At 54.5% G+C, this 26,217-nt stretch carries 28 protein-coding genes; 6 read left to right on the plus strand and 22 right to left on the minus strand.

The features are described from left to right. Window positions 1-14 precede the first annotated feature (14 nt). On the minus strand, window positions 15-1,451 hold the full coding sequence (locus V7Z75_RS01245) for a sensor histidine kinase (RefSeq protein WP_334106557.1): 1,437 nt from the start codon (window positions 1,449-1,451) through the stop codon (window positions 15-17). Window positions 1,452-1,599: 148 nt separating this feature from the next. On the opposite strand from V7Z75_RS01245, the gene V7Z75_RS01250 reads away from it, so the two are divergent. Then, window positions 1,600-2,085 (plus strand): dihydrofolate reductase, encoded by a 486-nt coding sequence (locus V7Z75_RS01250; protein WP_334106559.1) that lies wholly within the window; start codon window positions 1,600-1,602, stop codon window positions 2,083-2,085. A 74-nt stretch (window positions 2,086-2,159) separates the two neighbouring features. Here V7Z75_RS01250 and V7Z75_RS01255 read toward each other — a convergent pair whose 3' ends face one another. The 4 genes from V7Z75_RS01255 to gnd all read right to left on the minus strand — a co-directional run bounded on the left by V7Z75_RS01255 (window position 2,160) and on the right by gnd (window position 7,635). Then, window positions 2,160-4,400, minus strand: a complete 2,241-nt coding sequence (locus tag V7Z75_RS01255; RefSeq protein WP_334106560.1) for an arginine/lysine/ornithine decarboxylase — start codon at window positions 4,398-4,400, stop codon at window positions 2,160-2,162. Window positions 4,401-4,521: 121 nt separating this feature from the next. Continuing rightward, entirely contained in the window at window positions 4,522-5,088 is a 567-nt protein-coding gene (gene dcd, locus V7Z75_RS01260; protein ID WP_334106562.1) for a dCTP deaminase, read from the minus strand. Between the two features lie 97 nt (window positions 5,089-5,185). Next, on the minus strand, window positions 5,186-6,661 hold the full coding sequence (gene zwf / locus V7Z75_RS01265) for a glucose-6-phosphate dehydrogenase (RefSeq protein WP_334106564.1): 1,476 nt from the start codon (window positions 6,659-6,661) through the stop codon (window positions 5,186-5,188). 62 nt (window positions 6,662-6,723) lie between these two features. Next, the gene (gene gnd / locus V7Z75_RS01270; protein WP_334106565.1) at window positions 6,724-7,635 is read right to left on the minus strand and encodes a phosphogluconate dehydrogenase (NAD(+)-dependent, decarboxylating); all 912 of its coding nucleotides are present in this window, start codon (window positions 7,633-7,635) and stop codon (window positions 6,724-6,726) included. 148 nt (window positions 7,636-7,783) lie between these two features. On the opposite strand from gnd, the gene pgl reads away from it, so the two are divergent. After that, window positions 7,784-8,491, plus strand: a complete 708-nt coding sequence (gene pgl / locus V7Z75_RS01275) for a 6-phosphogluconolactonase (RefSeq protein ID WP_334106566.1) — start codon at window positions 7,784-7,786, stop codon at window positions 8,489-8,491. 73 nt (window positions 8,492-8,564) lie between these two features. On the opposite strand, the gene apbC is transcribed toward pgl, so the two are convergent. Next, on the minus strand, window positions 8,565-9,653 hold the full coding sequence (apbC, locus tag V7Z75_RS01280) for an iron-sulfur cluster carrier protein ApbC (protein ID WP_334106568.1): 1,089 nt from the start codon (window positions 9,651-9,653) through the stop codon (window positions 8,565-8,567). A 121-nt stretch (window positions 9,654-9,774) separates the two neighbouring features. Here apbC and metG point away from each other — a divergent pair, with 121 nt between their 5' ends. Then, entirely contained in the window at window positions 9,775-11,826 is a 2,052-nt protein-coding gene (gene metG, locus V7Z75_RS01285; RefSeq protein ID WP_334106570.1) for a methionine--tRNA ligase, read from the plus strand. 72 nt (window positions 11,827-11,898) lie between these two features. Here the strand turns inward: metG and V7Z75_RS01290 are convergent, their stop codons facing one another. From V7Z75_RS01290 to aat, 11 genes are all read right to left on the minus strand, one after another. Then, window positions 11,899-12,195: a ComEA family DNA-binding protein gene (locus V7Z75_RS01290; RefSeq protein ID WP_334106572.1), complete on the minus strand. Its 297-nt coding sequence runs from the start codon at window positions 12,193-12,195 to the stop codon at window positions 11,899-11,901. Between the two features lie 118 nt (window positions 12,196-12,313). Further along, window positions 12,314-13,012: an orotidine-5'-phosphate decarboxylase gene (pyrF, locus tag V7Z75_RS01295; protein WP_334106574.1), complete on the minus strand. Its 699-nt coding sequence runs from the start codon at window positions 13,010-13,012 to the stop codon at window positions 12,314-12,316. After that, the gene (lapB, locus tag V7Z75_RS01300) at window positions 13,009-14,172 is read right to left on the minus strand and encodes a lipopolysaccharide assembly protein LapB (RefSeq protein ID WP_334106576.1); all 1,164 of its coding nucleotides are present in this window, start codon (window positions 14,170-14,172) and stop codon (window positions 13,009-13,011) included. The genes pyrF and lapB overlap by 4 nt, the downstream gene beginning before the upstream one ends. 74 nt (window positions 14,173-14,246) lie before the next feature. Continuing rightward, window positions 14,247-14,504 (minus strand): LapA family protein, encoded by a 258-nt coding sequence (locus tag V7Z75_RS01305; RefSeq protein ID WP_334106578.1) that lies wholly within the window; start codon window positions 14,502-14,504, stop codon window positions 14,247-14,249. A 118-nt stretch (window positions 14,505-14,622) separates the two neighbouring features. Then, window positions 14,623-14,910 (minus strand): integration host factor subunit beta, encoded by a 288-nt coding sequence (locus V7Z75_RS01310; protein WP_334106580.1) that lies wholly within the window; start codon window positions 14,908-14,910, stop codon window positions 14,623-14,625. Window positions 14,911-14,922: 12 nt separating this feature from the next. Then, the gene (gene rpsA / locus V7Z75_RS01315; RefSeq protein ID WP_334106881.1) at window positions 14,923-16,602 is read right to left on the minus strand and encodes a 30S ribosomal protein S1; all 1,680 of its coding nucleotides are present in this window, start codon (window positions 16,600-16,602) and stop codon (window positions 14,923-14,925) included. 121 nt (window positions 16,603-16,723) lie between these two features. Then, on the minus strand, window positions 16,724-17,404 hold the full coding sequence (gene cmk, locus V7Z75_RS01320; protein WP_334106582.1) for a (d)CMP kinase: 681 nt from the start codon (window positions 17,402-17,404) through the stop codon (window positions 16,724-16,726). 23 nt (window positions 17,405-17,427) lie between these two features. Continuing rightward, entirely contained in the window at window positions 17,428-18,717 is a 1,290-nt protein-coding gene (gene aroA, locus V7Z75_RS01325) for a 3-phosphoshikimate 1-carboxyvinyltransferase (RefSeq protein ID WP_334106584.1), read from the minus strand. A gap of 2 nt (window positions 18,718-18,719) precedes the next feature. Then, window positions 18,720-19,601 (minus strand): prephenate dehydrogenase, encoded by an 882-nt coding sequence (locus tag V7Z75_RS01330; RefSeq protein ID WP_334106585.1) that lies wholly within the window; start codon window positions 19,599-19,601, stop codon window positions 18,720-18,722. 232 nt (window positions 19,602-19,833) lie between these two features. Then, complete coding sequence (locus tag V7Z75_RS01335) at window positions 19,834-20,577, minus strand: arginyltransferase (RefSeq protein ID WP_334106587.1); 744 nt, start codon at window positions 20,575-20,577, stop codon at window positions 19,834-19,836. Beyond that, on the minus strand, window positions 20,574-21,269 hold the full coding sequence (gene aat / locus V7Z75_RS01340) for a leucyl/phenylalanyl-tRNA--protein transferase (RefSeq protein WP_334106588.1): 696 nt from the start codon (window positions 21,267-21,269) through the stop codon (window positions 20,574-20,576). Before aat ends, V7Z75_RS01335 begins: the two co-directional genes overlap by 4 nt. 565 nt (window positions 21,270-21,834) lie before the next feature. Here aat and V7Z75_RS01345 point away from each other — a divergent pair. The 3 genes from V7Z75_RS01345 (at window position 21,835) to V7Z75_RS01355 (ending at window position 22,858) form a co-directional block, all read left to right on the plus strand. After that, the gene (locus V7Z75_RS01345) at window positions 21,835-22,278 is read left to right on the plus strand and encodes a hypothetical protein (protein WP_334106589.1); all 444 of its coding nucleotides are present in this window, start codon (window positions 21,835-21,837) and stop codon (window positions 22,276-22,278) included. 95 nt (window positions 22,279-22,373) lie between these two features. After that, window positions 22,374-22,640 (plus strand): hypothetical protein, encoded by a 267-nt coding sequence (locus V7Z75_RS01350; RefSeq protein ID WP_334106591.1) that lies wholly within the window; start codon window positions 22,374-22,376, stop codon window positions 22,638-22,640. A 2-nt stretch (window positions 22,641-22,642) separates the two neighbouring features. Next, on the plus strand, window positions 22,643-22,858 hold the full coding sequence (locus V7Z75_RS01355) for a DUF2442 domain-containing protein (RefSeq protein ID WP_334106592.1): 216 nt from the start codon (window positions 22,643-22,645) through the stop codon (window positions 22,856-22,858). Window positions 22,859-22,985: 127 nt separating this feature from the next. Here the strand turns inward: V7Z75_RS01355 and V7Z75_RS01360 are convergent, their stop codons facing one another. The 5 genes from V7Z75_RS01360 to V7Z75_RS01380 form a co-directional block, all read right to left on the minus strand. Next, a complete protein-coding gene (locus V7Z75_RS01360) occupies window positions 22,986-24,062 on the minus strand; it encodes a zonular occludens toxin domain-containing protein (protein ID WP_334106593.1) in 1,077 nt (358 codons plus the stop codon). Next, window positions 24,059-24,334 carry a DUF2523 domain-containing protein gene (locus V7Z75_RS01365; protein ID WP_334106595.1) on the minus strand — a complete coding sequence of 92 codons (276 nt, stop codon included), beginning with the start codon at window positions 24,332-24,334 and terminating at the stop codon, window positions 24,059-24,061. The genes V7Z75_RS01360 and V7Z75_RS01365 overlap by 4 nt, the downstream gene beginning before the upstream one ends. Continuing rightward, complete coding sequence (locus tag V7Z75_RS01370) at window positions 24,334-25,104, minus strand: virulence factor TspB C-terminal domain-related protein (RefSeq protein ID WP_334106597.1); 771 nt, start codon at window positions 25,102-25,104, stop codon at window positions 24,334-24,336. The genes V7Z75_RS01365 and V7Z75_RS01370 overlap by 1 nt, the downstream gene beginning before the upstream one ends. A 549-nt stretch (window positions 25,105-25,653) precedes the next feature. Then, the gene (locus tag V7Z75_RS01375; protein WP_334106599.1) at window positions 25,654-25,998 is read right to left on the minus strand and encodes a hypothetical protein; all 345 of its coding nucleotides are present in this window, start codon (window positions 25,996-25,998) and stop codon (window positions 25,654-25,656) included. Between the two features lie 6 nt (window positions 25,999-26,004). Beyond that, on the minus strand, window positions 26,005-26,187 hold the full coding sequence (locus tag V7Z75_RS01380; protein ID WP_334106601.1) for a major capsid protein: 183 nt from the start codon (window positions 26,185-26,187) through the stop codon (window positions 26,005-26,007). Between the last annotated feature and the right edge of the window lie 30 nt (window positions 26,188-26,217).

The following is a 26,217-nucleotide window of genomic DNA, read 5'->3' on the forward strand; positions in this document are numbered from 1 at the left end:
TTGATATCTGGAATTCATTTGGGTTCAACTTTCAAGGGAAGAGTAACGCGGAAATGTGCCCCGCGTTCGGAAGGCAATAAAACGATTTGGCCGTGGTGGGCATCGACATATTCCTTGGCGATCGAAAGCCCCAGCCCGCTGCCGCCCACCAGACTTTCATAGGCATTGTGACCACGATAGAAAGGGTCGAATAGTTTTACCGTGTCATCGGCCATGACGCCTGGCCCGCTGTCATGCACCTCGATAATGGCCTGCTCGGCCTGTTGGGTGATGCTGATGCGAATAGAGCCGGATTGCGTGGTGTATTTGACCGCATTGGAAATTAGGTTGTCGATCACGGAGTGTATTTTTTTCCGGTCAGCCATGAGCGTGGTGGGGAAGAAATCACGCTGGATGTCGATATGCTTGCTGCTGATGGTCAAGGAATAATCAGCAAGGATTTCCTCAGCCAGGCCGGTCAGCGAGACAGATTCCAGTTTCAATGGCGGGGACTGGAATTGCACGGCTGTATAACTCAGCAGGTTTTCTATCATTTTTTGCAGGCGAAGCGTGCTTTCACGCAGGATGCCTGCAATTTCGCGCTGTTGCGGAGTGAGAGTGCCGCCTACTTCGTCGCTGAGTAGTTCGCTGCCTTCGCGAATGGCAGTGAGCGGGGTTTTAAGCTCGTGGGAAACATTGCGCAGGAAGCGTTGTTTTTGCTGGTCGAGTTCGTTTAATTGCGCACGCAGCCAGTCGAGGCGTTCTCCAAGATTGCGCAGGTCTCCAGGGCCGTCGATGCTGATTGGCTCCGAGTAATTGCCTTCTCCCAGCTTGCGGATGGCGGCATCCATGCGTCTGATGGGTTGCGCGACCAGAAAAGTGATCATTAGGGCTACAAGGATGGCGACCGGAACCAGGGTTAGGGTTTGCCAAAGCATGATTTGCTGGGTGCGTTCGGCGGTTTCCGCGAGAATAATGGATTGCCGGTCGATCTGCCGGTTGTTTTCATCAAGGATTTGTTGCGCCTGGATTGTCAGGTCAGCAAAACGCTCCACGATGTCTCCGGCAGAGGTTGGCTGGTCCGGGTGCTGCAATATGCTCTGGAGCAGTGATTGTTCATCATCTGCCAGCTTGGCTAGCGCATTCTGCTGCAGATTGGTCAGAGGCAACTGCTCCAGTTCATGCCAGGCATCCACAAATTTCTCATGCGCCTTGGCATAATTGTCGAGCAGTAATTCATCTTCCAGCACGAAATATTGTCGGGCGCTGCGCTCCATGAAAGTGATCTGTTCCACAAGCGCCCGGCTGGCGCGTGTCACCTGCACGGCCTGGGTTACGGTATCACGGCTTTGCGTCGCTAGACGGTCAAGATAGATCGCGGCATTGCCGAAGGCGAACAGCAGCGGCAGCATGGTCAGGACCAAACCGAACAGCAACAGAGTGAGGAAGGATTTTGGATAAGCGATCTGCAAAACTTGATTCCATGTTGTTTGGTGAGCGAATGTTTCCCGCATAGCTCTGAGCGTCTGCTGGAATTGATCTTAAACTATCTTGCTGGCAACGGGCAGACGGTGATTGTCTTACAAGGATCGGGATGTCAACACCAAGTATAATATCGGCATGACACACTTATCTCTCATTGTTGCCATGGCGCATGATCGCGTCATTGGTTTGAATAACGCCCTGCCGTGGCATTTGCCGGAAGATCTCAAGCGTTTTCGTGCCTTGACTACTGGGCATCACATCATCATGGGCCGCAAGACTTATGAATCCCTCAACCGCTTGCTGCCGGACCGCACTACTGTCATTGTCACCCGCAATGAGGGTTATCAGGTACCGGGCGCCTTGATTGCACATAGTCTGGAGCAGGCTTTGGCATTAGCAATCGATGATAATGAAGTATTCCTGATCGGCGGAGCAGAGTTGTACCGTGACGGGTTGAAACTCGCGGACCGGCTCTATGTAACCGAGATCGATGCTAGTTTTGCGGGCGATGCCCATTTGCCGGAGTTTGACCTGCGGGATTGGCAAGAAACAGAACATGAGTCGCTGGTCAGTGCCAAGGGGTTGCCATTCCGTTACATCACTTATGAGCGCATAAAGTAGCGAGCACAGAAACAGCAGAAGCAAGGCCAGCCTGCGGAAAATAATCCCGCAGGCTCTCCTCGATCAGGTCAATTTCAGTTGGCGACGCAATCCACGTAATAACGTGCCTTGCCATCCACAATTTCTTTCACCAGTCCATGAACATCGGTCTCAAAGCCAGGGAAGCGTTCATTGAAGTCACGCGCGAAACGCAGGTAGTTGATGATGACCTGGTTGAAGCGTTCGCCAGGAATCAGCAAGGGGATGCCGGGTGGATAGGGCGTCAGCAGCACGGCGGTGATACGGCCTTCGAGGTCGTCGATCAGTACCCGGTCAATCTTGCGATGCGCCATGCGCGCAAAGGCATCCGTTGGCTTCATTGCCGGCACCATATTGGACAGGTACATTTCCGTCGTCAGGCGGGCGACGTCATTGGCCTTGTAGACTGCGTGGATTTGCGCGCATAAATCACGCAGGCCGATGCGCTCGTAACGCGGGTGCTTGGCGACGAACTCCGGCAATACCTTCCATAGCGGCTGGTTCTTGTCGTAATCGTCCTTGAACTGCTGCAATGCCGTCACCATGGTGTTCCAGCGGCCCTTGGTGATGCCGATGGTGAACATGATAAAGAAGGAATACAGGCCGGTTTTCTCGACAATTACACCATGCTCGGCCAGGTATTTGGTGACGATGGCGGCAGGAATGCCGATATCATCGGAGAAGGCGCCATCAACGTCCAGTCCGGGTGTGATGATGGTGGCCTTGATTGGATCCAGCATGTTGAAGCCTTCGGCGAGGTTGCCGAAACCGTGCCAGCGCTCACCCGCCTTAAGCATCCAGGAGGCGCGCTCCTCGATGCCTTCCTCGGAGAGATCGTCCGGCCCCCAGACCTTGAACCACCAGTCATTACCCCATTCTTCATCGACCTTGCGCATGGCGCGGCGGAAATCCAGTGCTTCCATGATGGATTCTTCCACCAGGGCGGTGCCGCCCGGCGCTTCCATCATCGCTGCAGCGACATCGCAGCTGGCAATGATGGAGTATTGCGGACTGGTGGAGGTATGCATCAGGTAGGCCTCGTTGAAGAGGTCGCGATCCAGTTTAATATCCTGCGCGTCCTGCACCAGGATTTGCGAGGCTTGGCTCAGGCCAGCCAGCAGTTTGTGCGTGGACTGGGTAGAGAACACCATGGATTCTTTGCAGCGCGGACGATCCGCGCCGATGGCGTGATAGTCGCCGTAAAAATCATGGAAGGTGGCGTGCGGCAGCCAGGCTTCGTCGAAATGCAGGGTGTCGATCTTGCCATCGAGCATTTCCTTAATTTCTTCGACGTTGTAGAGCACGCCGTCATAGGTGGACTGGGTGATGGTGAGCACGCGTGGCTTGACGTTCTTGTCGCCGATGAAGGGGTTGGCTTCCAGCTTTTTCTGGATGTTCTCCCAGGAAAATTCCTCTTTCGGGATAGGGCCGATGATGCCGAAATGATTACGGGTCGGCATCAGAAAGATCGGGATAGCACCGGTCATGATAATCGAGTGCAACACTGACTTGTGGCAGTTGCGGTCTACAATCACGACGTCGCCTGGTGCAACGGTGGAATTCCATACAATCTTATTGGAGGTCGAGGTGCCGTTGGTGACGAAATAGAGGTGGTCGCAATTGAAGATGCGCGCGGCGTTGCGCTCCGACGCTGCAACCGGCCCGGTATGGTCGAGTAGTTGTCCTAGCTCGTCCACGGCATTGCAAACGTCGGCGCGCAGCATGTTTTCGCCGAAGAACTGATGGAACATTTGGCCGACCGGTGACTTGAGGAAAGCGACGCCGCCGGAGTGGCCGGGGCAGTGCCAGGAATATGAACCATCTGCGGCATAGTGAGTCAGGGCGCGGAAGAATGGTGGTGGCAGGCTGTCGAGGTAGGCACGGGCTTCGCGGACGATATAGCGGGCGACGAATTCCGGGGTGTCTTCGAACATATGGATGAATCCATTCAGCTCGCGCAGGATTTCATTGGGAATGTGACGCGAAGTGCGGGTTTCGCCGTGCAGGAAGATGGGAATCTCTTCATTACGAAAGCGGATTTCATCGACGAACTTGCGCAGGTTTTCTAATGCCTCCGGAGATTCTTCAATGAATTCCTCGTCGTCTATCGACAGGATGAATGCCGATGCGCGGCTTTGCTGCTGGGCAAAGGAAGTGAGGTCGCCGTAGCTGGTAACGCCAAGCACCTCGAACCCCTCGTCCTCAATGGCCTTGGCTAGCACACGAATGCCCAGGCCGGAAGAGTTTTCTGAACGGAAATCTTCGTCAATGATGACGACGGGAAAGCGGAATTTCATAAGGCCTCCGAAGACGGTCCGGATTAATTAAAAGACTGCCCGGATTTAAAAAAAGCGCAATATAGCACACTCACGCATCATTTATATGAAACAGGATTGACACAGAAAAATCCAGAATTACTCAGATTTTCGGCAGGGTCACGCCTGTCTGTCCCTGGTACTTGCCGGCCCTGTCCTTGTAAGAAGTTTCGCACTCTTCGTCAGACTCGAAGAACAGCACCTGGGCGCATCCTTCGCCAGCGTAGATCTTGGCTGGCAACGGGGTGGTGTTGCTGAATTCCAATGTGACATAACCTTCCCACTCGGGTTCAAATGGTGTGACATTCACGATGATGCCGCAGCGCGCATAGGTGGATTTACCAAGACAAACAGTCAGCACGCTGCGCGGAATGCGGAAATACTCCACAGTGCGTGCCAGCGCGAAGGAATTCGGCGGAATGATGCAGTAGTCGCTGTTGAATTCGACAAAGGAATTGGGATCGAAATTCTTCGGATCGACAATTGTGCTGTTGATATTGGTGAAAACTTTGAATTCATTGGCGCAGCGAATATCGTAGCCATAGCTGGAGGTGCCGTAGGAGACGATTTTCTGGCCATTGACTTCGCGGATCAGGCTGGGCTCGAATGGTTCTATCATGCCGTGTTGTTCGGCCATGCGACGTATCCATTTGTCGGATTTGATGCTCATGTGACGGGCTTCCGCTAAAAAGACAAAAAGCGTAGTCACAGATAGCCGTTTGGCTATCTGTAGAACTGCGCTTCATCAGGTTAAGTTAAAAAAGGAATTACTTATCGCCACCCAGCTTGATGCTGTAGCGCCAGAATTGGTCTTCATGCTCGAAAATTACTCTGGAAGCTTCTGGGTCGCGACTACCTGCTGGATATTGGTGCACAGGCTTGCGGTCTTTGGCCCAGGCCTCAATGACCGGATCCACTAGACGCCATTGCGCTTCCACTTCGCTGATGTGCAGGTATTGTGAGTTGTCGCCTTCCATCAGGTTGAGCAGCAATGCCTCGTAAGCGTCGATGGTTTCGTCGCCGTCCTGGCGGTTGGCACCGTCCAGTTCGATGGTGCGTGTGGCAATGTCCAGGCCTGGAATCTTGGATTGTATTTCCAGCTTGATGCACTCGCGCGGCTGGATGCCGATGATGAGCCAGTTCTGGTCCTGGCCGTTACCCAGTTGCAGTGGCGCTTTCTTGAAGCGGATGGCGATGCGGGTATCGGCCTCGTGCAGGCGCTTGGCGGTGCGGATATAGAACGGCACGCCTTTCCAGCGCGGATTGTCGATGAATAATTTAAGCGCAGCATAGGTTTCCACCACGCTGCTGTTGTCGCCCAATTCCTCCAGATAACCAGGGACTTTCTCGCCTTTGACTTCGCCAGCGCTGTATTGTGCGCGGAAGGCGTGCTTTTCCAGCTCGTTGACAGGAATCGGACGGATGGATTCCAGCACCTTGATCTTTTCAGCGCGGATGTCATCAGGGCTGAGCGAGGCTGGCTGCTCCATTGCAGTCAGCGCCAGCGTCTGCAGCACATGGCTCTGGATCATGTCGCGCAGCGCGCCGGTGGCGTCGTAGAACTGGGTGCGTTCACCCACGCCCAGTTGCTCAGTGTTGGTGATCTGCACATGATCGATGTAGTCCTTGTTCCACAAGGGCTCCAAGACAGTGTTGGCAAAGCGTTGCAGCATGATGTTCTGCAATGCGGATTTGCCGAGATAGTGGTCGATGCGGTAGATCTGACTTTCCTTGAGGTGCTTGGTGATCGAAGCTTGCAGTTCCTGCGCGGACTCAAGATTGGTGCCAAATGGTTTCTCGACCACGACGCGACGCCAGTATTTGTCTTCCTGGGTCAGGCCCACGCCCGCCAGTTGGTCAACAATGGTGGCAAAGTCGGAAGGGCGCACGGACAGGAAGAACGCCAGGTTCTGCGGGAACACGGCCTCGTTGGACAAGGTTTCCTTCAGGCGTGTGAAGGAAGTCGGATCATCAGGCGGGTTTGCGTGGTAATGATGACGCTCGATAAAGCGCTTGAACACTGCCTGGTCATAACCCTTGGGGAACTTGGCATCCAGCATGCCCTTGATGTCGGCCAGCCATGCCTCGCGGGAAACCTGGCCACGGCCCACGGACAAAATTGCCATGCTCTCGGGCAAGCGGCCTGCCTGATCCAGACGGAACAAGCCGGGCATGAGTTTGACGCGGGAAAGGTTACCGCTGGCTCCAAACAGTACGAGGGTACAAGGATCGATGACTTTCATACAGTGTTCTCTAATCAGATTGATGAGGAGGGAAGGCAAGCCGAATGGCTTGCCGTTCTGGATTAATGGGTTTTGACTGCGTGACCACCAAATGCGTTGCGCATCATGGACAACAATTTATAGCTGTAGCCCGTGTCTTCCTGGCTGGCGAAACGCATTTGCAACGCCAAGGTCAGGACAGGCGCGGCAACACCTTGATCCACGGCTTCCACCACGGTCCAGCGGCCCTCGCCGGAATCTGCAACATATGGAGCAATCGCAGCTAATTCCTGGTCGTGAGCCAGCGCTTCAGCGGTCAGGTCGAGCAGCCAGCTGCGAACCACGGAGCCATGGCGCCAGAGTTCGGTGATCTGGGCGAGATCGAGGTTGAACTCTTCCTTACCCTTGAGCAGGTCCAAGCCTTCGGCAAATGCCTGCATCATGCCATATTCGATGCCGTTATGGATCATCTTGGTGAAGTGACCAGAACCCACGGGGCCGACATGGGCCCAGCCGTGATCTTTATGCGCCAGCGCTTGCATGATGGGGGCAACGACATCAGCCGCTTCCTTGGGGCCGCCGTACATGAGACAGTAGCCATTATCCAAACCCCAGATACCGCCGGAAGTACCGCAATCAATGAAATCAATACCATGTTCAGCCAGCCATGCCCCACGGCGTTGGCTGTGCTTATAGTTGGAATTACCGCCATCAATGATGATATCGCCCTTGTTGAGCAGAGGAACCAGCTCCTTGATTTGATTCTCGGTGATATCACCGCTGGGCAACATGATCCAGACAATTTTCTTGGGTTCACCAGAAAGTTTGGAAACGGCATCTTCAACTGAACTGGCTGGTAACATACCGTTAGTCAGAGAAATCTGGTTGACAGTATCTTTGTTGAAGTCAAAACCGACGACTTCGATATCATGTTTCAAGAGACGGCGAGCCATATTGCCGCCCATTTTACCCAGACCGATAATTGCAAGTTTCATTGATTCTTCCTTGATGAGGATGGTGCCATCTGCAATCCCTGGCGCTTCCTTTTGGGGCAGGCCGATGCAGAATTAAGATGGAGCCGGGTTGATAATGTTAGAATTCTTCCAATGCAGCTTGGCAATTATAACTTGAAGGTTTTATATCATGCAAAATACCACACAATCTCAGGTCATCAACGGGCAAATTAGCCGATGGCAGGTGTTTACCGCGCAGGAGGTGCTCAACAACAGCGCTGTTGAGCGTATTGCCGAGGCGGCGCGCAACGCGATTGCCAGCCATGGCAGGTTCAGCATCGTGCTTGCTGGCGGTAGCACGCCCAAGAGCATTTATCAGTTACTGCCTGGTATCGACACTGACTGGAGCAAATGGCATGTGTATTACGGCGATGATCGTTGCCTGCCGCCAGAGCATGAAGAGCGTAACAGCTTGATGGCGCATGAGGCTTGGCTCAAGCATGTGGCGATTCCTGCTGATCAGATTCATGATATCCCTGCCGAACGCGGACCAGTGGATGCCGCGCAGGCGTATAACCAGACGCTGGCCGAAGTCGGAGAGTTTGATTTAGTGTTGCTGGGGTTGGGAGAGGACGGTCATACTGCCAGCCTGTTCCCCGGACATAGCTGGGATGATGCTAAGGCAGCCGTTCCGGTATTCGGCGCGCCTAAACCGCCGCCAGAACGTGTCTCCATCAGCGCAGCCCGATTGAGCCAGGCAAAGGAAGTAATTTTCTTCGTCACTGGCGCAGGCAAGCAGGAAGCTGTGGACAATTGGCGCGGGGGCCTAGGTATCCCCGCCAGTTTGATCAAGCCCAGGAACGGCGTGGATATCTATATATTCGGCGTTAATCTGTAATGTAGAACAGGATGCCGAGCGGCATCCTGTTCTTTCACCGTCCTGCGTAATGCTGGACAGTCATGATGTGGTATCAGGTTTTCTGAATGACGATATTGGGGAACTTGCTGCTGTGATCGCGTCCTAGTGCTGTAACCTTCACTGCAGCACGGCGGGCGATGGATTTGTAGATCCCCGCAATTTGTCCTGCCGGTTCGGCCACTACTGTTGGCGTGCCATTGTCAGTTTCTTCCCGAATACGGATATCCAATGGCAGGCTGCCCAGCAGTTCGGTGTTGTAATCAGCACACATCCTGGCGGCACCGCCGGAGCCAAAAATATGTTCCTCATGACCGCACTGCGAGCAGATGTGCGTACTCATGTTTTCCACGATACCGAGAATAGGGATGCTGACCTTCTCGAACATTTTCAATCCCTTGCGCGCATCCAGCAAGGCAATATCCTGTGGGGTAGTGACAATGATGGCGCCTGTTACTGGTACTTTCTGTGATAGCGTCAACTGGATGTCGCCTGTACCCGGTGGCAGGTCAACGATAAGGTAATCCAGGTCTTTCCAGCGCGTTTCGCGCAGCAGTTGCTCCATGGCGCTGATGACCATGGGGCCGCGCCAAATCATGGGAGTATCTACGTCGATGAGGAAGCCAATGGACATGGCCTGGATGCCGTAGCGTTCCAGTGGCTCCATGGTCTTGCCGTCGGTGCTTTCGGGCTTGCTGTTGATGCCCAGCATCTGTGGTTGGGAAGGCCCATAAATGTCTGCGTCCAGAATGCCGACTTTTGCACCTTCGGCGGCGAGCGCCAGCGCGAGATTGACCGCTGTCGTGGATTTGCCAACGCCGCCCTTGCCGGAAGCGACTGCAATGATATTCCTGACATTGGGAATCAGCTGTACGCCAGGTTGTACCCTGTGCGACACGGTACGGCTGCTGATGCTCACGGTGACGTTGTCCACCTCCGGCAATGTCTTGATGGCCTGAATGACCAAGGCACGGAGATCGTCAAAGATACTTTTAGCCGGGTAGTCCAGCACAATATCCACGGTGACATACTGTCCGTTGATACTGATCTGCCGTACCGACTTGCTGCTGACAAAATCCTTACCTGTATTCGGGTCAATAACGGTACGGAGGACATCTTGTACCTGGGATTCGGTAAGTGACATGGAACGGTTTTTCCTGTGAACGTGTGAAAAAGCCATTCTAGCGCAAGCGTATTGCTTATGTGAAACCGCGGCAATTTGTTAGAATGCCGGATTCCTTTGTCGCTTCGTTTAAAGATTCATTATGTCCGTAAACCCATCTTCTGGTGCATCACGCAAAATCCTTGTTACTTCTGCGCTGCCTTATGCCAATGGCAGTATTCACCTGGGCCATATGGTGGAATATGTGCAGAGCGATATCTGGGTGCGCTTCCAGAAGATGCAGGGGCATACGGTACATTACGTTTGTGCGGACGATACCCATGGCACCCCCATCATGTTGCGCGCCGAGAAGGAGGGCATCACGCCCGAGACATTGATTGAGCGCGTGCATGCCGAGCACGCTGCGGATTTCGGTGATTTCCTCGTGCAGTTCGATAACTACTATTCGACCAATTCCGAGGAAAATCGCGAGCTTTCCAGCCGTATCTATCGCGAGCTGAAAGCCAACGACAAGATCGCGGTACGCACCATCGAGCAATACTACGACCCGGTCAAGAACATGTTTCTGCCGGACCGCTTCATCAAGGGGGAATGCCCCAAGTGCCATGCCAAGGACCAATATGGCGACTCCTGCGAAGCATGCGGCACGACCTATAGTCCGACTGAATTGATTGCACCTTATTCCGCAGTATCGGGCGCGGCTCCTGTGCGCAAGGAAACCGAGCACTATTTCTTCAAGCTGAGCGAGTGCGAGGGTTTTCTCAAGGACTGGACGCGCTCCGGCACCTTGCAGCAGGAAGCCGCCAACAAGATGGGCGAGTGGTTCGCCTCCGGCCTGGCGGATTGGGATATCTCCCGCGACGCGCCGTATTTCGGCTTCGAGATTCCCGACGCGCCGGGCAAGTATTTCTATGTCTGGCTGGATGCGCCTATCGGCTACATGGCAAGCTTCAAGAACCTGGCAACGCGCGAGGGCCTGGATTTCGACGAATACTGGAAGCCAGACAGTCAAGCCGAGCTGTATCACTTCATCGGCAAGGATATCCTGTATTTCCACGCCTTGTTCTGGCCTGCCACCTTGAAATTCTCGGGCCACCGCCAGCCAACGCAGATATTCGCCCATGGTTTTCTCACCGTGAACGGCGAGAAGATGTCCAAGTCGCGCGGCACCTTCATCACCGCGCGCAGTTATCTCGAACATGTGCAGAACCCGGAATACCTGCGTTACTACTATGCCGCCAAGCTCAACGGCACCATGGAGGATATCGACCTCAACCTGGAAGATTTCATCGCGCGCGTGAATAGCGATTTGGTGGGCAAGTACATCAATATCGCCAGCCGTACCGCGGGCTTCATTGCCAAACGCTTTGACGGCACGCTGGCCGCCGTGTCCGACAACCCGGTGATTGCCGAGCTGCGCGCGGCTGCCGACAGCATACGCGACAGTTTCAATAACCGCGACACTGCGCGCGCCTTGCGCGAAATCATGGCGCTGGCGGACAAGGCCAATGCCTATGTCGCGGAAAATGCGCCTTGGGAGATGGCGAAGCAGCCGGAGCGGAGCGCTGAGCTGCACGAAGTCTGTTCGGCCTCCCTGGAAATGTTCCGTCTGTTGACTTTGTACCTCAAGCCGGTATTGCCCAAGCTGGCGCAGTCCATTGAAGTTTTCCTCAATATCAAGCCGTTGGCTTGGGGCGATATTGCACAGCCGTTGTCAGCCGGACACAAGATCGAGGCTTACCAGCACCTGATTACCCGCGTGGATCCCAAACAGATCGAGGCCATGGTGGAAGCCAACAGGGAATCACTGCAAGCCACGACGGCTGCGCCAGCGCAACAGCCTGCGCAGGAAGCAGCAGATGGCAATTATATTTCCATTGACAATTTCACCAAGGTGGAGCTGCGTATTGCCCGCATCGCCAATGCCGAGCATGTCGAAGGCGCGGAAAAGCTGTTGCGGCTGACGCTGGATATTGGCGAGGAAAAACCGCGCCAGGTATTTGCCGGCATCAAGTCCGCCTATGATCCTGAGAGCCTCAAGGGGCGGCTGACCGTCATGGTAGCCAACCTGGCGCCGCGCAAGATGAAGTTTGGTTTGTCGGAAGGCATGGTGCTGGCGGCCAGCGACGAGCGCGGCGGGCCGTTTCTGCTGTCTCCTGATAGCGGCGCCCAGCCGGGCATGCGGGTCAAGTAGTTGTCGCCAGATGCCTGTTGGTAAAAGAAAAGCCCCTTGGCGGGGCTTTTTTTATGGGAAGAATGACGAGGCTTATTTCTTGTCTGCCTTGGCGACGGTTTTTTCAGCTTTCGCGGCTTTGCCGACGGAAAGTTCGCTGCGCAGATTGTCTACACTTTTCTTGCCGAAGCCTTTTACATTTGCCAAGTCGTCCACAGCCTTGAAGCCGCCGTTGGCTTTGCGGTAATCAATGATGGCTTGGGCCTTGGCAGGGCCAATACCCTTGACCGATTCCAGCTCCACGGCAGTGGCGGTGTTGAGGTCAACCGCGGCCATGGCATTGAAGGTCAACCCAAATAAGACCAGGACTGCAAACAGCAAAGACTTCATGATGCTCTCCTTTAAGATGATGGTAAAAACCCTGTTGTGCTGGGGTCTCACAATCATATGCTTGGAGCGGATTGTGGGCTATTGGTGGAAAATCTAGTTTTTTTGTAAGACTTTCTCTTTATTTTTCCAGGATTGATTCCCGAATGCGCTGCAGAGCGGCCAAGGGATCGCTTGCCTTGGTAATCGGGCGACCGATGACGAGATAGGTGGAGCCCAAGGCCAGGGCATCGGCAGGAGTGACGACGCGGGATTGGTCGTCGAGGGCAGCGTCAGCAGGGCGAATGCCGGGAGTCACCAGACAGAAGTTGTTGCCCAGGGATTTTCTCAATGCCTGCGCTTCCTGCGCGGAGCAGACTACGCCATCCAGACCTGCCTGTTGCGCCAGCGTAGCGAGACGCAGCACATGCTGTTCAATCGGTATATGGATGCCGAGTTGTTCCAAACCAGCCTGGTCCATGCTGGTGAGCACAGTGACGGCGAGCAGCAATGGGGAATGTCCGCTGCGGGCTACGCCTTCGCGCGCGGCTTCCATCATTTTGCCGCCGCCGGAGGCATGCACGTTCAACATCCAGACACCGAGCTTGCTCGCGGCTTCGCAGGCCTTGGCTACCGTATTGGGAATATCATGGAATTTCAGGTCCAGGAAAACACCGAAACCACGCCTAACCAGTTCTTCCACCAGTTGCGGGCCTGCTGCGGTAAACAATTCCTTGCCTACTTTGACCCGGCATAAGGCAGGATCAAGCTGACTGGTCAGCGCAAGCGCGTTGGCGGTATCGGCATAATCGAGGGCGACAATAATCTTTGGGTCGGTCATACAGCGGATTCTTTGGTTTCGGGTGAGAGGGATTCCCAAGCATTGCAAGCCGGGCATTGCCAGTGAAAATTGCGTGCGCGGAAGCCGCATTGATCACAGTAGTGTGCGCTGCGGTTGCCAATGGCATAACGCACGGTCTGCTGCATCAATACTGCATCCTGCTGGTTGGGGCCTTCCAGCATGGATTGCGCGCGCAGGAGCTGGTCCAGCGTCTGCAGGCTGGGCTTGCGACGCAGTTCCTCGCGCGCGAGCTCCTCGGCGCTCGCGGCGCCTTCCTCGCTCAGCGTGGTTTCGTAGACCAGGTTGAGGATAGAGGGAAGCTTGTATGTCTGGAGATAGCCCTTTAGCAAGGTAATGCCTTCATCCAGATTATTCAGTGACTTGTAGCTATTGAGCAGCTTGGGAGCGACCAGCCCGAGGTATTCCGGACGCTGGAATTCCACGCGTTTCCAGAACGAAATGGCTTGCTTGTGATTGCCAGAGCCTGCTTCGAGGTCGCCCAGCATGATGTTGGCGCGAACGCAGCCCTTATCTGCTTCCAGCGCCATGTCCAGCGCGTGGTGGGCGCTGTGGATATCCTGTTCCAGGATGGCCTTCATGGCAATCTCGCAGTGAAATTGCGCGACTTCCTTGCGGAAGGAAATACCGGACAGGCGCTCCAGCTCAATGGCGCTCTTGATGGCATGATTCCATTCGCGTTCACGGATATAGATTTCCAGCAACGCGCGCAGGGCGGTTTGCTTGTAGCGGCTGTCGTGCAAGGAGGTGAATAATTCTTCCGCACGGTCAAACAGCCCGGCTTTCAGGTAATCCTGCGCGAGTTCCGCCATGACGGCCTGTTTCTGCTGGTCTGGCAGCTCCTTGCGCTCCAGCAGATTCAAGTGCAAGTGAATGGCGCGATCGACTTCGCCACGTCGGCGGAACAAGCTGCCAAGGGCAAAATGTAATTCCATCGAATCGGCATTGGCTTGCACTGCTTCGATGAAGGCTTCAATCGCCTTGTCGTGCTGGTCGCTGATGAGGAAGTTCAGGCCCTTGAAATAGGCAGCCGGCAGGGTGGTAGATTCGGTAAGCAGCTGGTTGATGTCCACGCGTGCCGCTAGCCAGCCGAGGGTGAAGAAAAGAGGTAGGGCCAGAAGCCACCAGTATTCAAATTCCATAATTAATTTCCGGACCTGTCATCCTTGTAGCAATCCTGTTGCCGGGGATAGCGGGTATAACGGTGAGATATTTATTATTTGTTCATCTTCAGGTTCTTGATTTCCTTTTCCAGCGCGAGCAGCTTGTTGCGCTGGCGGATCAAGGAGCCCAGGCAGGCAATGACGCCGGCAATGATGCCGCTGAAAAAAGTGACCAGCAGCATGAGAGAAAGTGGGGCTTTCCAAGAGTAACCAAGATAGTAAGCAAGCTCGACAGGTTCAGCATTCTTGAAGGCAAAGCCGAGCAGCAGGATGAACAGTAAAACGCCAAGTATTGTATAGATGGTACGCATATCGCAATTCTACCCAAGCACGCCGCAAACGTGCAGGATTTGATCAAAAATATGCTGAGAACAATAAAAAACGGCAGTATCAATCATGACACTGCCGTTTTCAGGTACTGCAAAGTGCTTAATCGCCGCTACTGTCTACGCGTTCGCGCAATTCCTTGCCAGCCTTGAAGTGGGGTACATGCTTTTCGGGTACTTCCACTTTTTCGCCAGTTTTGGGGTTGCGTCCCAGCCGTGGCGGACGGTAGTTCAAACTGAAGCTACCGAAACCACGGATTTCAATGCGTTCGCCAGAAGCCAGGTTGTCCATCATGGAATCAAGAATCGTCTTGACGGACAGTTCAGCATCTTTGACGACCAGTTGCGGGAAACGCGCAGCCAGGTTGGCAATCAACTCCGATTTGGTCATGACACCACGACCTTATTCGTTGTTTTTGCCGTCAAGCTTGGCCTTCAGCAGTGCACCAAGGTTGGTGGTGCCAGCGGAACCGGCATCATTGCTGAACTTCTGCAATGCATCAGCTTCATCAGCCAGATCCTTCGCCTTGATGGACAGGGCGATGGAGCGGTTCTTGCGGTCGATGTTGGTGATGCGGGCTTCGATTTCTTCGCCTTCCTTCAGTACGGTGGAGATGTCGTCCACCTTGTCGCGGGAAACTTCGGATGCACGCAGGTAACCTTCCACCTCGTTGTCCAGAGCAATCACTGCACCCTTGGCTTCGATGGACTTGACGGTGCCCTTGACGATGGCGCCCTTATCATTCAGTGCGGTGTAGGCGCTGAACGGGTCGCTGTCAAGCTGCTTGACGCCCAGGGAGATACGTTCCTTCTCGACATCAATGCTCAGCACAACGGCTTCGAGTTCGTCACCCTTCTTGAAGTTGCGGATCGCTTCTTCGCCAGACTGGTTCCAGGACAGGTCGGACAAGTGCACCAGGCCGTCGATACCGCCAGGCAAGCCGATGAATACGCCGAAGTCGGTGATGGACTTGATCTGGCCGCTGACCTTGTCACCCTTCTTGTGGGAAGCAGCAAAGTCATCCCATGGGTTGGCCTGGCATTGCTTCATGCCCAGGGACAGACGACGACGGTCTTCGTCGATTTCCAGGATCATCACTTCTACTTCGTCGCCCAGTTGAGCGATCTTGGCAGGGTGAACGTTCTTGTTGGTCCAGTCCATTTCGGAAACGTGCACCAGACCTTCGATGCCTGGCTCGATTTCAACGAATGCGCCGTAGTCGGTCAGGTTAGTCACCTTGCCGAACAGACGTGTGCCGACTGGGTAGCGGCGGCCCAGGGCAACCCATGGATCGTCGCCCAGTTGCTTGATGCCCAGGGAAACACGGTTCTTCTCTTGGTCGAACTTGAGGATCTTGGCTTCGACTTCTTCACCTACGGTAAGCACTTCGGATGGGTGCTTGACGCGGCGCCATGCCAGGTCAGTGATGTGCAGCAGGCCGTCGATACCGCCGAGGTCAACGAACGCACCGTAGTCGGTGATGTTTTTGACGATACCCTTGACCACTGCGCCTTCCTTCAGGGATTCGAGTAGTGCTTCGCGGTCAGCGCCCATGGTTTCTTCCAGCACAGCGCGGCGGGAAACCACAACGTTGTTACGCTTGCGATCGAGCTTGATGACCTTGAAATCCCATTCCTTGTTTTCGAAAGGAGTGGTGTCCTTGACTGGACGCAAATCAACCAGGGAGCCTGGCAGGAACGCGCGGATGCTGTTGACCATGACGGTCAAGCCACCCTTGACGCGGCCATTGACCATGCCCTTGATGATGCGGGATTCGTTCATTGCCTCTTCGAGGTCTTGCCATGCGGCCAGGCGCTTGGCCTTTTCACGGGATAGCTTGGTGGAACCATAACCATCTTCCAGGGATTCGATGCAGACTTTGACAAAATCGCCTGCGCTCACTTCAAGCTCGCCGCGGTCGTTGCGGAACTCGGAAGCGGGAATCACGCTTTCCGACTTCAGGCCGGCGTTGACGATAACGAAATCGTCATCGACGGAGACGACTTCAGCGGTGATCACTTCACCGGAGCGCATTTCCTGGCGTGCCAGGCTTTCCTCGAACAGGGCTGCGAAGCTTTCCATGGAGGAGGTTGTGGTTGAAAGGTTAGCCATTAAAAAAATATTCCAGATAATCCCGCCGTGCAGCGGGTCAAATTAAAAAAACCATGAACCGGTGAGGTTCACGGCGCTCGTGCTACAAAAACTAATTTCCAGTACCCGCGCGGCTGTAGTTGAGAATCGCCTCGACCGCCTGGTCTATGCCAAGCTCGCTGGTGTCCAGCAACTTGGCGTTCTTGCTTATCTGCAAGGGCGCAACGGATCTTTGGCTATCCCTTGCGTCACGGGTTTGCAAGTCCTGCAAGATGCCTGCGAGATTAGCACAGATTCCTTTCTCCATCAACTGTTTATAACGTCTCTCTGCCCGGACTTCGGCGCTTGCCGTGAGGAATATCTTGGTTTGTGAGTCAGGAAAGACAACGGTGGCCATATCTCGCCCATCAGCCACCAATCCGGGCATTTTGCGGAAGCTTTGCTGCAGGTTGAGCAACGCGCTGCGCAGTGCCGGGTGGACCGCGACTTCCGAAGCGCCGCGGCTGATTTCCTCGGTGCGGACGGCTTCCGTGATGGTTTCGCCGTCCAGATAGATTTCACCGTCAGCAAATCGAATATCCAGGCTCGCTGCCATATCGGCCAGCCCGGCTTCATCCTGCCAGCTAATACCGTGCCTGAGCGCGGCCAGCGCGGTGATGCGGTAAATGGCGCCCGAATCCAGGTAGTGGTATCCCAAGGCCTGGGCCACGCGCTGCGCGACAGTGCCCTTACCGGAGGCGGATGGACCATCAATGGCAATGACGGGAATGGCGGAGTGTGGTGTATCAGTCATCTTTAAAGATAGGGCAATGGGTGTTACGGATGGAGCAGGGTGGCAAAGCGCTCGAAATAATCCGGGAAGGTCTTGGCAACACAATTTGGATCGTTGATGAGGATAGGCACGCCACCGAGTGATACTAACGAGAAGCACATCGCCATGCGATGGTCGTCATAGGTGTCGATACGGGCATTGGGAATCAGTACCGCGGGAGGCGTAATGCTGAGATAGTCGCTGCCTTCCTCAACAATCGCTCCTACCTTGCGCAGCTCTGTTGCCATTGCAGTGAGGCGGTCGGTTTCCTTGACACGCCAACTGGCGATATTGCGCAGGATGCTGGGGCCGTCGGCAAACAAGGCCAGCACTGCCAAAGTCATGGCCGCATCGGGGATGTGGTTGCAATCCAGATCCAGCGCCTTGAGCTTGCCGGGCCGGGCGCTGACTTCAATCCAGTTGTCGCCTGTGTTGATAGTGGCGCCCATCAAGGCCAGCGCTTCGGCAAAACGGACATCGCCCTGAATGCTGTTACGCCCTACGCCTTCAACCCTGACTGGCCCCTGACCAATCGCGCCAGCCGCCATGAAGTAGGAAGCCGAGGAAGCATCGCCTTCCACATGGATATTGCCGGGGCTTTGGTAAATGCTTTGGGCCGGAATGGTAAACGCCTTCCATGCATCCCGTTCCACCTTGACGCCGAAACGCGCCATGAGGTTAAGCGTGATTTCAATGTAGGGCTTGGAAATCAGCTCGCCGATGACTTCGATGCGCGCTTCCTTGCCTGTCAGCGGCAAAGCCATCAGCAGGGCGGTAAGAAACTGGCTGGAGACGTCACCGCGTACCTGTATCGGGCGGCTGGTATCCAGTTGGCTAGGGTGGATATGCAGGGGAGGGAAGCCGCGATTTTGCAGATAATCAATGGAAGCGCCAACGGCATTGAGCGCCTCGACAAGATCTCCAATCGGGCGCTCGTGCATGCGGGCAACGCCGGAGAGTTCATATTCTCCCTGGCTCAGTGCGAGGGCGGCAGTCAGCGGACGAAAGGCTGTGCCAGCATTGCCCAGGAAAAGCTTGGCTTGTTTGATGGGGAAATTGCCGCCTGTACCTTGCACTTGCCATTGATGGCCGCCTGTTTGTTTCAGGCTCACCCCTAAGATTTGCAATGCTTCCAACATGCGTTGGGTATCATCAGAGGCCAACAGCTCATGAATCTCGGTGTTGCCTTGCGCCAGCGCAGCCAGCAGCAAGGTGCGGTTGGAGATACTTTTTGAGCCCGGCAGCTTTACTATGCCATGGGCATAGCGGACAGCAGGCAGGAGCAGGGAATCCATGATCAATTCTTCCATGATGCAGATACTTGTTGTTGCGCCCAGTCATTGCGGGCATGGCTGGCTCGCTCAAAAATGGCTTGCAAGCCTGCCGCATCACCTTGTTCCAAGTGTTGGCGCAACTTGGCGAGGGCTTGTTGGTAGTGATCCAGCTCCTGCAATAAGGCCATGCGGTTGGCGAGGCTGATATCACGCCACATCTCGGGCGAACTGCCAGCGATGCGGGTGAAATCGCGGAAACCGCTGGCGGCAAACTCGAAGAACTGATTTGCGTCGGGGCGGGAGGCCAGCTCATCAACCAGGGCAAATGCCAGCAGGTGCGGCAGGTGGCTGACTGCAGCAAAGATTGTGTCGTGCGCATCTGGGCTCATTTCGCGAACGATAGCCCCGGTGCTGAGCCACATGGCGCGCACGGCAGTGATAGCATCATCATCGGTATGCGAGCCAGGCGTGAGGACGACATTTTTTTGTTGATATAGCGAGGCTTGCGCAGCCGTAGGGCCGCTTTTTTCCGCACCGGCAATGGGGTGACCAGGGACGAAGCGTGATGCTGCATCACCAAGAATTTGTTGGGCCTGTGCTGCAATGTCGGCCTTGGTGCTGCCTGCATCGGTGATAACGGTTCTGCGATTGAGAAAGGGGGCGATCTGGCCCAGGATAGGCATGATCTGGGCTACCGGCGTGGCGATCATGATTATATCTGCGGCAGAGACCGCGCTGGCAAGATCGGTGGCTGCTTCATCAATAATGCCCAGCTTTAGGGCTTCCTGCAGGCTGTCGCCTGAGCGTCCCAGGCCAGTGACATGCCAGCTTGCATCTGCCGCCTTGAGCGCTAATGCAAGTGAGCCACCAATCAGGCCAGCGCCGAAAACAAGCAGTTTTTTCAAGATGGAGACAAGCGTAGGGTTAAAAGCGCGATTGTAACACGTTAGCTTTGGTTGGCTGGGAGGCGAAAAATAACCAGAGCGTTTTGTGCTGTAGGTACGACAGACACAAAACGCTGGTTTAAGGAGATGAGAAGGAGTACTGGACTTAGGAGTAATGAAACAGCAATTGGTTCATCATGTGGCGCAAAATATTTTGCGGAGGGCTGCTATGGAATTATTGCTATGGCAAAACTCAGGCAGTTAGCGGCGTATTGAGATGTATCGGCTGCCATTCGCCATCCAGCAATCCTTCCTGCGGCAGGAATTTCTGTTTGTAGGCCATCTTGCGGCTTTCCTTGATCCAGTAACCAAGGTAGAGGTAAGGCAGGTTGAGGTTTTTGCACCATTCGAGTAGCCAGATAATGTTATAGGTTCCATAGCTGGCATGATGGTCAGCTGCATCGTAAAAGGTATATACCGCAGATACGCCGTCATGCACGACATCGACCACACTGACCATTTTCAATACGCCATCCTTGCGGAACTCCACCATCAGGCTTTCCACATTGCTTTGCACCAGAAAGTTGCGATATTGTTCTGCACTTTCCGGGTCATCCGGGTTGCCTTCATGACGGGCGATCTGGTAGGCAGAATATAGTGCAAAATTTTCCTCGGAAAAAGTCAGCTCCATCAGCGTGACCGACATGTCCTGATGCTGTTTCCAGGCCCGACGCTGGCTACGGCTCGGCATAAATTCTGCCACTGGCAACCGTACCGGGATGCAGGCATTGCAGTTTTCGCAATGCGGGCGGTAGACGAACTTCCCGCTGCGACGGAATCCTAGCTCAATCAGGTTGCCATAAGCCTTTGCATCAATCAGGTGGTGCGGGGTCGCGATCAGGGATTGCGCAGATTTTCCGGCAAGATAGCCGCAGGAATATGCGGTAGTCGCATAAAACTGGATTTTTTGCAGATGTTGTTCGCCGGGCAGTGTCATGCGGGATAGTGTACCAATTCAAGCAGCCGTTGTGAAAATTCTGCGCGAGGAATTTCCCGTGCGCCCAGCGACAAGAGGTGCAGGGTCTTCATCTGACAGTCGATCATGCCGCATCCGTGCGCCTGCAATCTTTGCACCATATGCACGAAAGCGAGCTTGGAAGCATCGGTGACATGGTGGAACATGGATTCGCCATAGAACATCCTGCCCAGCTTCACGCCATACAGGCCGCCGACCAGTTTGCCATTCATCCAGGTTTCCGCGCTGTGAGCGTAGCCCAGTTGGTGGAGGGTCGTATAGCCCTGCATGATGTCGTCGGTGATCCAGGTGCCGTCCTGACCTACGCGCGGAGTAGCGGCGCAGGCGGCAATGACTTTCTGGAATGCCGTATTGAAGCGGATCTCGTAATCCCGGTGTTTGAGACGCTTGGCCAGCGAGCGTGATATTTTTAGTTCATCAGGGAATAGCACCATGCGCGGATCGGGACTCCACCACAAGATGGGTTCGTTTTGGCTGAACCAGGGAAATATGCCTTGACGATAGGCGTTGAGCAGGCGGTAAGGATTCAGGTCGCCGCCGATGGCGATCAATCCGTTGGGTTCCTCCAGGGCATTTTCCAACGGCGGGAACGGGGTGTCTGCCTGTAATGCGCACACCAAGCCTCCAGGCAGTCGGTAATATTGATTACTCATATTTAAGGAAGTGGTTGAACGGGAGCTACAGCAGAAGGCTATAGTGGTAAAGCTTAACACAATGCCGCCATGCTTTGCCGGCCAAGCTGCTTGTGTTATTTTGCTGGATATGCAGGTTTACGACTGATTATCCTGTTGTTACTAACCATATTTCTAGCGAATACAGTGATGGCCAGTATCAATCTGCATTATACTCCAAATAATAGCTTCAAATATATGATTGATTCGCATAATGGGCACTTAAGAAAACCAGACCAAGCTCGGTCATCAGATATAACCTCGCATTTGCGAGGTTTTTTATTGCTCAAAGGTACGAGTCCTCTTCTGGGCACCCATCGGTGCATATCGCTAGAACCATTGGAGAAAATAAGCATCAAGACCGCTCTTAAACGGTTTCCTCCCCGCTTCGCGGGTCCCCTCCATTTACGCGCCCCTTCGGGGTTTCAGTCTTGACCCTTATTTCCTCCAATGTTGCTGGTCGGCCATGCCGTATGGCGAGGGCTGTACCCCTTTGGGGTACGCCTTCACCACACGGCAGACCTTCAACGCGAAAAGGAATAATGCAATGGCAAAGCAGCTTGTAGATGTTTCAACCCGGGAGATGGCACTGGATGCGGATTGGCCCAGCATGGATAAGGTGGAGAGCAAATTGCTGGAGGTGTCAGAGAGGATCAGGCAACGGCGCGATGAGTGGAACCGGGTGCAGGCGCAGTTGCTGGCCCTGAAAAAACAGGGCCTCACCTACGCTGGCACAACCTGGAAGAACGGCAAATATTTGTACCTGGTCTATCCGAGCAAAAACGGGGAGCCGAGGAAGCGGGTGTACGTGGGCCAGGACGAGGAGAAGGTACGGGAGGCCTTGGCCGGGATAGAGAGGGGAGAGCAGTACCTGAAACTGGAGGAGCGGGCCGAGTGGTTGCAGCGGCAATCGCAGTTAGCAGGGTATCACTGCATGAACTTGCTGGATTATCTCGGGGATGGTGTCCAGTTTGTTCCTGGACATCGATAAATTGACACCAAATGGTGTCATATAGATCGATACCAGGTGAATTTTTGACACCAATAGGAAAACGCGTAAGATATACCGCAAAAGGAGTGTAGCAGATGGAATTGGAAATTTACGAAGCATTAACCGCAGTGAACGTGCCAGCAGACAAGGCAAGGGCTGTCGTGGAATCGATCAATAAGGAGATCGACAAGCGTTATGCCTTGCATGCCGACAAGTTGGCAACACGTGGTGACTTGCTGGAATTACACGGCTTGTTAAAAGCAGACTTGGCTGATGCCAAGGTTGAGATCATTAAATGGGCCATAGGCAGCATTTTTGTGGCCGTGGGCTTGTTTGCCACCCTGGTGAAGGTCTGGGCTTAAGGATGTTAGCAATCAGCGCCAGCGTAAGCTCAAATGCCTTGTGTATGGTGCTGGCCGACGGTCGCGAGATTTCCGCGCCGCTGGAGTGGTTCCCCAGGCTGCGCGATGCCAACGAGGCACAGCGCCATAACTGGCGGCTGATCGGGAAGGGCATCGGGGTACATTGGCCGGAGATTGATGAAGATATCGTGGTCAGTACGTTGATGCGCAACAGCTAAAACAAAGCCCTCGCAATGAGGGCTTTTTTATTGGTGTCAGATCGTGGCCTAGTACAGATCTAAATTGACACCAATGGTGTCAGGAAACGGGTTGGCCAAGATCTAAATAGAGATTTTTTGACACCAATCACATGGGAAGGACATTGCCTGTATCCGTCACGCCACCGCGCAATGGCGCGGCATCGTGCCGGTTACAGGCTGCGGTGATGGATGCGCCATTGAAGAACAGGAAGGCCGAGCAATCATTCGGTTGCTTAATGACATAGCCAAGGTCGGACAGGTCTTTATCCGTGAGATCAATGTCCTGGCCGTCACCATTGCTCAAACGGTAGTAAGTGACTTTCCTAGTGGGGCTGGTGATGGTCGCCATGATGATGAACTTGTATTGCATATACGGGTGTTCGATCTTGATGGGCGGCGCTGGCCTGGTGTCGACGGCGTGCTGGAGATCGGGAGCCTGGTCGCTGCCGATGAGATTGAGCGACTGCTTGACGTCGAGCTTGGACGTTTCGTCCTGAACAGTGGTTTCGGCGGTGCGGTCGGTATGGCGCTTGTAGTTGCTATAGACGCCATAGCCCTGGTACAGGGTGAAGCCCAGGGCTACGGGCAGAAAAAGCCATACATAGTGCAATCTATAGGGTTGCTTGGTGTGAAGCTCAGCAGACTTATAGTTATTAAAAGACTGCTTAGGAGGCTTAAAACGACGAACAGCGGCATCTGCGTAATTTCCTTTCGTTTTGACGTCAGTAAATTCTGGCCATTCAAATAACTTGCGGCCGGTGAAGGTATTGCGGATGTGGATATGGCGGCCGCAGAGCTCGCGGATATGGGCGTCGATGAGCATGGGCTTTTGTGTCATGAGCCAGAAGTCCACGCCGGTGTGGCGGTGGGTCTCATGGGCCGCGACATGGGGCGGCACTTTGCTGGTACTGGCGCGTGGTCGGTACACGCGCTGCGCTTCGTCAATGATGATGATGGAGTTGGGCGGGAAGGTGAAGTAGTCGAGCTCGACGCTGGGGTCATTGGGGTCCGGCCGCTTCTCGGTCCATTCGACAATCGGCGGGACCGGGGAATGGTCCAGGGCAAGGTCGGGGATGCCCATCACGAAAAACGGCCGTTCGCCCTTTTCCAGTTCCCTCATCATCATGGAGACGACAAGGCTTGTCTTGCCCATGCCAGGGACGCCGGTAATGATGGTAATCATAGCGGGCTCAGTATCTTGAGGGACTTCAAGGCCAAGCGCATGGAGATAGCGCCCAGGACGATCTTGGCGTACTCAATGAAGCCGTACAGGGTGGCGATCTTGAGTATGGAGCCAGGCAGCCCGCCAATGTTACCGTTGATGGCGTTATAAAACTGCTCCTGGAGCTCGGTGACGCCGGTATAGACCAGGAAGCCGAACCCGAGGGCGGCAAGGATGCGCCCAGCAGCGTAAACGCTGAGGGCAGTCAATATGGGGGCGAGTGGTAAAGGCATCAGATGGAATCCTTCCTGGCTCCGACAATGATGAAGGCAGCAGAGAGCCAGGCTGCTGCAATCACGAGGGGCTTGAACGCGCTGGCGTACTGGCAGATCGGATCAAACGAGAGGGTGATGGTGTGGCCGCCTATCGTGTAATAGAGCGGGGCGGGACATGAGTTGTCGCTTGGCAGCTCGCGCAGCACGATGCTGCTCATGTCGATTTCCTTGGTCTCCAGGGGCTCGAATTGTGGCACGTCGCCCATGACCTGACAGCCGATGGCATCGGGATATTTGTCGCAATCGGTCTTGGCATCCTCAGCACGACATAGCTTGTGCGTTGGATTGGCCTGGCAAAACGAATCTTGGCTTTGTTCTGTTGCTGTGGTGGAACCATCGGTGTCAGTTTTTGTTTCAGTGATGGTTGGCGCTGTGCCAGCGGGTGAACCAGCTGGTGCTGGCGTGATAGTGATAATGGGTGACGGTGTTTCAGTCACAACAGGTTCCGGGTTCGGGTTTTCTGGTGTGGGTGCAGGTGTGGTGGTTTCTATCTTGGGTGGGTCCTGCTTCTTCACTGGCTCACTGCCGGGTGTTCCGGGTTCGAGGCAAACAGCAACGCCCTGCATGACGGCGTAGGACTGTTTTTTATTGATGCATTCGCACTCTGGACAGGGTTGCGGGTCTGGCAGGGAGTTGTCCATGTCAGGGGTACAGGATGCGCCGGTGTTGTCGCGTACATCGTGGCCGTAATACCAAGAGCCGTCACTAGTCTGTATGCCAATACCCATGCCCAGTTTATAAATACACTGGTCAATGCAGGCACGTGTACGGAAATTCAGGAATCTTTTGGTGGAGCCGCAGGCACCATTACAGCCGGGTTCACATTCAGGCGGTAGTGGAGGTTCACAAACACCAGTAGATGAATTGCGTATATAGCCCTCTTGAGGGCAAGGTGGGGGGTTGTCACATTTACCCGTAGTAGCATTGTAAGTACCACCCAGCGGGCAAGACGCAGCACAGGTAAAAGATGCCCAGTTAGAGCCATTCCGCTGACAAGAGTAATTAATGCCCGCAGTATGCAAGGGAGACCACACATATTGAGATTGACCGGGGTAGGCCGCAGCACCATATGCCGAACACCATTCTGCAGGAGACGAACGAGTCCCGGCAACACCAGTACCAGAACAGGACAAAGACGCATCATATGCAAATGCCTGACCGAGGCATAAAAACATGAAAAGCGTGAATAAAAGGCGGGTTATTTGCATAGGATGTAAGTCGGCAGCACGGCCAGCAGGAAGCCAGCCCATTCGTAAATGTCCAAGGGTGTCATGTCGTCAGTTCCTGTATGGCCTGATGGCGCGTAGGCACCACATCAATACCATGGTGGTAGCGACTACGCCGCCGAGCTCCAATCCGTGCATGAATTGCGCGTGTGGGTAGGCATCTTCATCGCAGGTATTGAATACGGGGTAGGTTGGTTGGGTTTGGTAGGTGATGGTGCGGTTGCCAGAGAGGTCGATGGTGGACTTCTGGAATATCCATTGGCCTGACACGAGCTGGTATTCGTACATGGTCAGGCCGTTGATGTCCTGGAACAGGATTGGGTTATGGCTACCGTAGAAAGCGTCCAGCGCCTGCTGTTGCGTGGCGTGGCAGAATCCCTTGTAGTCATAACCCATGATGCTCTAGGCCTTGCGCTTGAGCCAGAACACGACACCTACAACCACGGCCATACCGAGCAGCAGGTAGCCCAGTTCCTGGCCGTCTGCCTGGGCAGCGGCCACACTGGTGCCGATGGATTCAGGCAGCGCGGCAAATGCGGACATTGGGGCCAGGGCAACTACTACACTTCCGATTTTTTTCAACATTTTTGATTCTCCAAGTTGATGCCAGTGGGC

The sequence above is a fragment of the Methylobacillus sp. genome (assembly GCF_036844465.1).
Lineage (GTDB): Bacteria > Pseudomonadota > Gammaproteobacteria > Burkholderiales > Methylophilaceae > Methylobacillus.